Annotated in this window: 8 protein-coding genes and 2 pseudogenes; 4 read left to right on the top strand and 6 right to left on the bottom strand. The window is 61.6% G+C overall.

Annotated elements, in window-relative coordinates:
- Window positions 1-350: pseudogene (locus tag AC1D00_RS27440) on the top strand (NYN domain-containing protein); the annotation flags it as partial.
- Window positions 351-1,083: 733 nt separating this feature from the next.
- Here AC1D00_RS27440 and AC1D00_RS27435 read toward each other — a convergent pair.
- From AC1D00_RS27435 to AC1D00_RS27420, 4 genes and pseudogenes are all read right to left on the bottom strand, one after another.
- Window positions 1,084-1,464 (bottom strand): hypothetical protein, encoded by a 381-nt coding sequence (locus tag AC1D00_RS27435; protein ID WP_477012807.1) that lies wholly within the window; start codon window positions 1,462-1,464, stop codon window positions 1,084-1,086.
- 50 nt (window positions 1,465-1,514) lie between these two features.
- Window positions 1,515-1,736 carry a hypothetical protein gene (locus AC1D00_RS27430; RefSeq protein WP_135179490.1) on the bottom strand — a complete coding sequence of 74 codons (222 nt, stop codon included), beginning with the start codon at window positions 1,734-1,736 and terminating at the stop codon, window positions 1,515-1,517.
- Between the two features lie 509 nt (window positions 1,737-2,245).
- A complete protein-coding gene (locus AC1D00_RS27425; protein ID WP_404557585.1) occupies window positions 2,246-2,404 on the bottom strand; it encodes a hypothetical protein in 159 nt (52 codons plus the stop codon).
- 193 nt (window positions 2,405-2,597) lie between these two features.
- Window positions 2,598-2,993, bottom strand: a pseudogene (locus AC1D00_RS27420) (Ku protein); the annotation flags it as partial.
- 141 nt (window positions 2,994-3,134) lie between these two features.
- Here AC1D00_RS27420 and AC1D00_RS27415 point away from each other — a divergent pair.
- Together AC1D00_RS27415 and AC1D00_RS27410 are read left to right on the top strand one after the other, a co-directional pair.
- On the top strand, window positions 3,135-3,362 hold the full coding sequence (locus AC1D00_RS27415) for a hypothetical protein (RefSeq protein WP_135179492.1): 228 nt from the start codon (window positions 3,135-3,137) through the stop codon (window positions 3,360-3,362).
- Window positions 3,355-3,603, top strand: coding sequence for a hypothetical protein (locus AC1D00_RS27410; protein WP_135179493.1), 249 nt, complete (start codon window positions 3,355-3,357; stop codon window positions 3,601-3,603). Before AC1D00_RS27415 ends, AC1D00_RS27410 begins: the two co-directional genes overlap by 8 nt.
- An 18-nt stretch (window positions 3,604-3,621) precedes the next feature.
- Here the strand turns inward: AC1D00_RS27410 and AC1D00_RS27405 are convergent, their stop codons facing one another.
- The gene (locus tag AC1D00_RS27405) at window positions 3,622-3,789 is read right to left on the bottom strand and encodes a hypothetical protein (protein ID WP_167771664.1); all 168 of its coding nucleotides are present in this window, start codon (window positions 3,787-3,789) and stop codon (window positions 3,622-3,624) included.
- 239 nt (window positions 3,790-4,028) lie between these two features.
- On the opposite strand from AC1D00_RS27405, the gene AC1D00_RS27400 reads away from it, so the two are divergent.
- Window positions 4,029-4,328, top strand: a complete 300-nt coding sequence (locus AC1D00_RS27400) for a hypothetical protein (protein ID WP_235886022.1) — start codon at window positions 4,029-4,031, stop codon at window positions 4,326-4,328.
- A gap of 78 nt (window positions 4,329-4,406) precedes the next feature.
- On the opposite strand, the gene AC1D00_RS27395 is transcribed toward AC1D00_RS27400, so the two are convergent.
- A partial coding sequence (locus AC1D00_RS27395; protein ID WP_477012806.1) for a response regulator occupies window positions 4,407-4,739 on the bottom strand: 333 nt, incomplete at its 5' end.

The raw sequence follows: 4,739 nt of genomic DNA, 5'->3' as shown, positions 1-4,739 counted from the left end.
GATCGGCTGTCCAGGTGGATCAGAGGAAACTTCAGAATATCAACGACCCAGTCGATGCGGCGGCGCGCCGTCGCCGCAAGGTGAAGGGCAACATGGACATCGAACTGGCGGTCGATGCCATGGAGCTCGCCGGGCATGTAGACCAGATTGTACTGTTCTCGGGCGCCGGCGATTTCCGACCGCTGGTCGAGGCGCTGCAGCGCCGCGGTGTCCGCATCACAGTCGTCTCGACCATCGCCAGCCAGCCACCGATGATCGCGGACGAACTCCGCCGCCAGGCGGACTTGTTCACCGACCTCGTCGAGCTGCGATCCAAGATCGAGCGGCCCGCCTCTGAACGCGCCCCCCGCGCGAACGTGAGGCGCGTCAATCCGCGGCGCAATTGCAACCCGTGAACCGAAGGGAAATGATACGTTCTTGAGGAATGATCTCGAAGTGCCAATGAGCAGCGTCAGGCGGTTGGCCTTAGCCGCCATCCGAATTGACCAGCGAAATGTCTGCTCACATGCACCTCGCAGGCATGGTGCTTATCGTCGACGCAAGCACGTTCGACCGTCTGCTTGCTGCATTGGCTTCGATGTGATGGCCGACACCCTGTTCAAGGATGAGCACACCGAAGACGGGTTCGCCTTACACAGCGATTATCGCCTTAGGCATAATGGGTGCGAGAAAATTCAGTTGCCGCGGCAGCTCATCGGTTAGGGGTGCAGAAGGGTCAGCGATGAATACTCACCGTACAGTATTAGCTATCTTTGCTGCAGCTTCGTTATTGCAGTTGTCACAGCGTTTTTGACGATCTTGCACAATGTCGACGCTCGCAGCGCCAGCGCGGAAGCTCCGGGCACGGTAGGTTTGGCTCGACCCCATCCGCCGTTGCCAACGCATGCCGGCCAGAAATAGATCGTGCTTTCTATCGGCGGCTCTGAATTCGGGCCGGATCAAAATGAATCCACCGCGTCGGCTGAATTTAGGCCGCATAGCGAGCCAGGTCACGGCCAAGCGGCAGCAAGAAGCCAGCGGCCAAGCCGCCGCAGAAAGCAGCCTAGCTAGAACGGCTCCGCTGCGGTCTGGGCGAGGTTAGGCTTACCCGAGAGGCCGTGCTTGCCTGAAATGGAAACGGTTGGGTGCGAACCTCCGGGCCACAGTGCGAGCCTCGCCTTCGCATGTTTCCAGCGCGATCTTTTGGGCGAGCATGACGTCTCCGATCGGCAGGGCGCCGATCGGCATGAAACACAGTCCCACCTGTAGGCGACCTCTCTCGTCGATCTCGCACACGTTGACCGAGGCCCCGGCGTGGATCCTGTATCGAATGCCGCTGTCGCTCCCGATCACCTCGAAATAGCCATTCCTGGCGAGCTGTTCACGCTGGGCTGGCGACAGCCATTCCCGCAAGAGTTGCAGCGATCGGCCCTCCGGCGTGCCCTCGGCGCCGTGCCGGATGAAGAGCGCTCTCGCCGCCTTCATTCGGCAGCGGCCGCCCCGCGAAGGTCGAAATCCGAACATGACCGTCTCGGTTATCCACCGACCAATCTGGGGAAGAAGACGGTTTCCTTCGCAGTTGGGTCGAACGATCGGATCTGCGAGACCTGACCTGGACCCGTCCGGACCGACGCGGTGAAGCCGGCATCGGTGAGCTCGTAGAACCGCTGCTCCGCTCTTGCCAGATCTTGTGCGTCGTTGGCATTGAAATGATGTCGGCTGTCGCCGCTGCGATCCATCACGATCTGGATTGCCATGATCGTCCTCCTCGGATTTSTGGTGGCCAAGGATCTCAATCAAGTATCTGGCCGAAGTCACGAACTTTCAAGACTTCGTTTCAACGGCGGCCTACCGCGAGCGAGCCTCTGCCGCCGCGGCGTCAGCGCAATCAATGATCCCCAAGCCTAAGCGGCACCGTCGCAAGGATACCCTCGCCCAGCCTTACGACCAAGTGGCAGTGCGTCAAGCAGCCGGCGGACGTTCAGGAAAAGTCCATCGACACACCTCGTTGCCTGGCGTCGCCCCGAATACTGTCGAGGCCCAGCTCACGGGTGGGTGTTCGTTTTCTGAATAGGTCGCCATGCGACGGCCGATCGTGGAAGGTCTCCGAACTCGGACGAGGCATAGTCCCGACCTTCTGGGGTAATGATATGGACGTCGTAACAGCCTATCTTGGCAAGCTCCCTGGCTTTCGTAAGTGCCGCTTCGGCGGTCTTCCTCCGGTGCGCCAGCTCGCCGTGCCTGCACATGCCTTTGACGGTGAAGCTCATTTCTTCTTCTTTTTGTTCTTTTTCATGGTCTCGGCCTGGGCCCGGAATGCCTCGGCCAAGGTCTTCATCTGATTTGCCACAAAGGCGTCAGCAGCGCGTGCGGCTGCCTTTTCAGCCACCTCAGCCTGCTTGCGGATGTCCTTTACAGCTCCCATGGGGGCTTAATTTCGAGGCCACAGTGTTGTTCCGCCTTATAGGGTCGATTCCTGGCGGCTTTCTTTTTGTTCAGACTTGAAAGCTTTGTGCGGCGCAATCTGCGCCAGATCGGATGGTGTAGTCGGCGCGGCGATATCAACGATCAGAATGCATGGCGGATATCCTCGAAATACTCCTGCTCCGATCGCACTTCGCGACCTTGTCCATCTCGCGGATCACGGCGAAGGCGTCATGGCTGACCTTGCCGTCCGGACGCAGGTAGTAGGGGCGGATGAGGTAGCGCGGGTCGATGTCAGTCTTGTCGATCTCGATGGTGCGCRTCGACTCCAGCGCGATCTCCTCGAGCTCCGCCTTGCTGACCTCGATGTACTGGCCCTTGTCGAGTTCGTAGCCTTTGACGATGTCCTCGTTTGGCACCTCGTCTCCGGTGTCGGCATCGACCTTGAGGTATTTGATCCGGTGCCCTGTGGCCCGGTTGAGCTGGTTGAACGAGATCTTCTCGGACTCGGAGGTGGCTGGGTAGAGTGCCACTGGGCAGGTGACCAGGGACAGACGCAAAAAGCCCTTCCAGTTGGCTCTCGGTGCCATGACTTCCATACTCCGGATACGCAGCCTGGATTCAAGACGATCATGTGGGCCCGGTTCCGACACTCCATACGATCTTCCGACGATGCCCTCCGCGGCCGCCCCGCGCCCTACTCGACATGAACAAACACGGAACAACGGGCCATGTCCGCAGCCCCCGAAAACTCATTCCACGTCTCCGACCTGGACCTCGCTGCGGACCAGGCGGTAGCGGCCTGTGGCGGCGACGCAAGGGAGACGGTCAAGGCGCTCCTGGTCGCGAACGACTTCCTGGAGCAGCAGCTCGACGAGCTCCGGGCCAAGGTGTCGACCGGCTACGCCCGCGGACGGCTCCCACCGTCTCGGGAACGCAAGGACGAGGCAGATGGCTGAAGTGACCTACTACGTCGCTCTACCGTTCGTTTTCTCCGACGACGGCGTTGCTGCCGGCGAGGCGACGGAGTGCTTCAGCGCCAATGCCGCGGTCATGCAGGCCGAGGCGCTGGCGCGCAAGCCCGGACACGCCGGTGCCGTCGCGTTCAGCCGCAGCGGGGAGCACGCAACCGGGGACTTCGGCGACGCGAAGCTGATCCGGAAGTTCGGGGACGTGCCGGACGATCTGAGCGCACTTTGACCGACGGCAAAAGCCGAGTCACTCGTCCACCCGACCGACGGCATCTCCCGGTTCGAGCAAGCTCAGTGCGGTCTCGATCTGCGCAAGCTGCCTTTCGATTTTCTCGCGCTCGTTCGGCCCGGGACCGCTCTCCAGTTGCGCCAGGAGCCGTTCCTTCCGCTCAAGCAACTTCGCGACGATCGACATCGCGCCCTCCCCATATTCTGCAGCGGCATCCTTCAAAGAAGTTGGTGCGCCGGCGACGATCCGCCAGTCCCGTCGCCGGCAACGATACCGCCACAGACCCTGAATGGAACGCCATACCCGGACCGGGCGAGTGCTTGAGAGCCTCACTCCTCCTCGTCCTTGGCGGCTTGAGCGCGCCTCTCACTTGGCCCGATCCGCCTTGACGACGTCCGTCACCGTCGACACGGGCAGAACCCTTCGTGAACCAAACGATCGCTCTTGCCGTTGTGTCGCATCCGGGCGCCTCCGACTGCGTGCGCCGAGAGACAATCATGAGGACCGATTCACGCCAACATCTCGATTCAGGCGGCGCTTGGGACCGGACCTATCTCGAGTCCCTGATCCGCGCGGATTTCGAGCGATGCCGTCCCGGCGAGACGCTGGAGGATCTCAAGCGGCGCGCGTCTTTTTCTAAGGAGGACAAAGGCCTGCTTCGGGATTGGATGGCGGTGGCTCGCGCTGCGGCCGCATGCACGGCCAAGGCATCGCCACCACGCTGACGATCTGCGGATCCGCCGCCAACCATTGCGGGCTTGCTCGAAGGATCGGGGTCTCACAACGATCCCGGTTCGACCCGGCTAGGCCCGGGTATCCAGTAGCTGCGAGACGGCGGCAGCCAATTGCGCCGGCGCAAAGGGCTTCTCAATCAGGAGGCTGCCATCGACGCCCTGCGATTTCCAGTCTGGCGCGCTGGCGCTCGTCATGTAGACCACCGGAAAGTCAGGCGTGATTTCCCTGATCTTCCGCGCCAGCTCCCATCCGCTGATGCCATCACCCAGGTTGACGTCCGTCAGCAGCGCCCGACACTGCTTCCGGCCGTCCCGAAAGGTGGACATCGCCGCCTCTCCCGAATGGACCGAGCAGGCCTCGAAGCCGCCGTCCGACAAGGCGTCCTCGATGAAGCTGCAGAT

The organism is Bradyrhizobium sp. P2_E8, assembly GCF_056403875.1.
Note: the sequence above shows the minus strand (reverse complement) of the source record. Positions and strands in the feature narration are given on the sequence as shown.

Excerpts from the sequence above, each read along its gene's own strand:
- AC1D00_RS27435 (WP_477012807.1), bottom strand. The coding sequence starts at position 1,464 with ATGAAGGCGGCGAGAGCGCTCTTCATCCGGCACGGCGCCGAGGGCACG.
- AC1D00_RS27430 (WP_135179490.1), bottom strand. The coding sequence starts at position 1,736 with ATGGCAATCCAGATCGTGATGGATCGCAGCGGCGACAGCCGACATCAT.
- AC1D00_RS27425 (WP_404557585.1), bottom strand. The coding sequence starts at position 2,404 with ATGGGAGCTGTAAAGGACATCCGCAAGCAGGCTGAGGTGGCTGAAAAG.
- AC1D00_RS27415 (WP_135179492.1), top strand. The coding sequence starts at position 3,135 with ATGTCCGCAGCCCCCGAAAACTCATTCCACGTCTCCGACCTGGACCTC.
- AC1D00_RS27410 (WP_135179493.1), top strand. The coding sequence starts at position 3,355 with ATGGCTGAAGTGACCTACTACGTCGCTCTACCGTTCGTTTTCTCCGAC.
- AC1D00_RS27405 (WP_167771664.1), bottom strand. The coding sequence starts at position 3,789 with ATGTCGATCGTCGCGAAGTTGCTTGAGCGGAAGGAACGGCTCCTGGCG.